Annotated in this window: 4 protein-coding genes; 2 read left to right on the forward strand and 2 right to left on the reverse strand. The window is 42.9% G+C overall.

Annotated elements, in window-relative coordinates:
* Both Q0338_RS01205 and thiF read left to right on the forward strand, forming a co-directional pair.
* On the forward strand, window positions 1-516 hold a 516-nt coding region (locus tag Q0338_RS01205; RefSeq protein WP_298085172.1), incomplete at its 5' end, for a hypothetical protein.
* Window positions 517-801: 285 nt separating this feature from the next.
* Window positions 802-1,656 (forward strand): sulfur carrier protein ThiS adenylyltransferase ThiF, encoded by an 855-nt coding sequence (gene thiF / locus Q0338_RS01210; protein WP_298085173.1) that lies wholly within the window; start codon window positions 802-804, stop codon window positions 1,654-1,656.
* 290 nt (window positions 1,657-1,946) lie between these two features.
* Here the strand turns inward: thiF and Q0338_RS01215 are convergent, their stop codons facing one another.
* Both Q0338_RS01215 and Q0338_RS01220 read right to left on the reverse strand, forming a co-directional pair.
* Complete coding sequence (locus tag Q0338_RS01215) at window positions 1,947-2,108, reverse strand: hypothetical protein (protein WP_298085174.1); 162 nt, start codon at window positions 2,106-2,108, stop codon at window positions 1,947-1,949.
* Between the two features lie 201 nt (window positions 2,109-2,309).
* On the reverse strand, window positions 2,310-2,522 hold the full coding sequence (locus tag Q0338_RS01220) for a hypothetical protein (RefSeq protein WP_298085175.1): 213 nt from the start codon (window positions 2,520-2,522) through the stop codon (window positions 2,310-2,312).
* Between the last annotated feature and the right edge of the window lie 74 nt (window positions 2,523-2,596).

A 2,596-nucleotide genomic window follows, 5' to 3' on the forward strand; every position in this document is an offset into this window, starting at 1 on the left:
CCGACTCAAAATTTTAATATATTAGATCCAATAAATGCTTCTTTTGTTCAGGACGATACATTTCTTGTGCAAGGCAGCTATTCTATAAATAATAAAAAATATTTAGTCGTAAATAATTATGCCTTAAAGAGTTACTATCAGCTACTATTGGATGACAAAAACAATGTAGCTGGTTTATTAAAATTTTCCAGGTCACTCAATGCAACTGATCCAGTGTATATAATAGATAAAAATATTTCATATGAACCAAAAGAGATAAAATTTCAAAAAAATGTTTATAGAAAAGAGACCAAAATTAAAGATGGAATGAGGTACGAATTGATTTATACAGGATGTACAGCTGATAATCTAACTATGGTATACAGAGAATATACGCCGGACGATTTGGCTAGACCTGCTTTTTTTCAAAATCTAACATATAACATAAAACAAAAGCAGATAAGGTTTAAAAATTTACTAATCGAGATTATGTTGGCAGATAATGAAAAGATAGTTTTTAAGGTTTTAAAAGATTAACAACCTAAACCAAATTTGCAAGAATTTGATTATTGAGAAATTGGTAAGTGTATTGTCGTTTTTATCTAAAAATTCATGAAGCTTTTTACCAATTCCAACATTTTATAAAATTTAGCTCGCATTTACAAATCCGTGTCAGGTGAGGTTTTGGCAAAATTTGAAGCTTTTGTGCGTCAAGCAAGCTCTAAGGCCGTCGAATTTTCCTGAATATCGCAGTTTACGATGCCTCTTTAGCGAAACATTTTATAATTTTTCGCTATGATTTTGTAAATTTAAAGGAGAAAAATGAAAGAGATAACGCTAAACGGAGCGAAATTTAAGGTCGCGGCAAACACGATGGATGAGCTAAAAAACGAGGCTCTGGGCGATAAAAACGGCGAGATGTATAAATTTCTAGCCAAATTTAACGCGAGCGAGCCTGATATCTTTATCCTAGACGGCTTTGCGACGAAGGAAAATTTGGAGCTAAAAGAGGGCTCAAACGTCGTATTTATCAGGCGCGGCGTGATGCCCGGACGCGAAGTGCTAAAGGCCATGATCGCCTCCAGAAACAGCCCCGAGCTAAACGCGGCGCTAGCTAGCGGCTGCGTGGGCGTGGCCGGGCTGGGCGGTCTTGGCTCAAATATCGCGCTAAGCCTAGCTCGCACAGGCGTCGCCAAGCTCGTGCTGGCCGACTTTGACGTCGTGGAGCCTAGCAACCTAAACCGCCAGCAGTACTTCGTCCGCCACATCGGCATGAAAAAGACGGACGCGCTAAAAGAGCTCATCGCCGAGGTAAATCCATTTGTCGAGGTCGTGACGCACGACGTGACGCTAGATGCGGCTAACGTTGCCGATATTTTCGCGCCGTGCGGCGTCATCTGCGAGGCCTTTGACAACGTCGCGGGCAAGGCGATGATGGTAAACGAAGCCGGAGCTAGCCTACGGGACAAAAAGATCGTCGGCGCGTCGGGCATGGCGGGGCACTTTAGCTCAAATCTCATAAAAACGGTCAAATTTGCGCGAAACGTCTATCTGTGCGGCGACCTGCAAAACGCTGCTGGCGTAGGGCAGGGGCTCATGGCTGCGCGCGTGGCTATCTGCGCAAATCACGAGGCAAACCTTGCTATTAGGCTTTTGATGGGGCTTGAGGAGGTTTAAATTTGGCGGCGGCGTGGTATTTGGCGCGAAGTTTGGCGTTTTTAACTAGTGCTCAAATTTAGCTTTGGCGAGTTTTTTGATTGCGTTAAATTTGAGGAAATTTCATCGCGTTAATGCCGATGACTTGCGTTTTTGCCGCGTAAAATTTATATAAAATTTGACTAAATTTACCCGCCAGGTCTATTGCTAGTCGTTTGCGTTTAGCTGGTCGCACCGAAGTTTAGTTTCAAAATTTTATCGCAAAATTTAATCCAAATAGGCGCTTATCCAGCAAGAAAAATTTAGTTACGCTACTTCATCTTCGGACGAAACGAGCGTTTTACGTCAAAGCCCTTGCCGGCGATTTTTATCTCGTTTGGGACCATGCCTACGGGAGCTTGGGCGTCCTTTTGGGCGGATAAAAACTCCACTAAACTCTGCCAGACGAAATCAGCGTCCAGATAAAGCCCCATCGCGCTAAGCTGCGGATTTATCGCTATGAACGATATCTTTTATCGGATTTTCGTGAAAATCTAGAGGCCATTTCACGCAGTTTAAAACGCACTCCCGCGTAGCTTAGTCGTCGTTTTTTTCAAAAATACGAAACGATATAGGCGCGAAACCCATCGTCAAATGTCAAAATTGTGCGATCAAAACGCCACTCTTTAGTTGCTTTATCTTCCATTTTTTAGATCAAGGCTCGTGTAAATCTTGCCCCGCGCGGCGAAAATATGAACTAATTTTTTGCCGATAAAGATGATAGAGTGTAGCAGGCGCGGCACATCGTTGATGTCGGTTTTGTTTAAATTTATAAATTTACCGCCCGCAAATCGGTAACCGCCCAGTTTCTTTTCAAAATCCATTTTGTCTATTTGCTCAGTTTCCATAGCTCATCGGCGGCGACGAGAGTCGAGTTTCTGCGGTCGTAAACCAGCGTCTCGTCAAGGCCGTATTTTGATAC

The organism is uncultured Campylobacter sp. (assembly GCF_938018145.1).
In the GTDB taxonomy this organism is placed as follows: Bacteria; Campylobacterota; Campylobacteria; order Campylobacterales; family Campylobacteraceae; genus Campylobacter_A.

Bases quoted from the DNA above. Each gene is read 5' to 3' on its own strand.
- thiF (WP_298085173.1), top strand. From the start codon at position 802: ATGAAAGAGATAACGCTAAACGGAGCGAAATTTAAGGTCGCGGCAAAC.
- Q0338_RS01220 (WP_298085175.1), bottom strand. From the start codon at position 2,522: ATGGAAACTGAGCAAATAGACAAAATGGATTTTGAAAAGAAACTGGGC.
- Q0338_RS01215 (WP_298085174.1), bottom strand. From the start codon at position 2,108: ATGGGGCTTTATCTGGACGCTGATTTCGTCTGGCAGAGTTTAGTGGAG.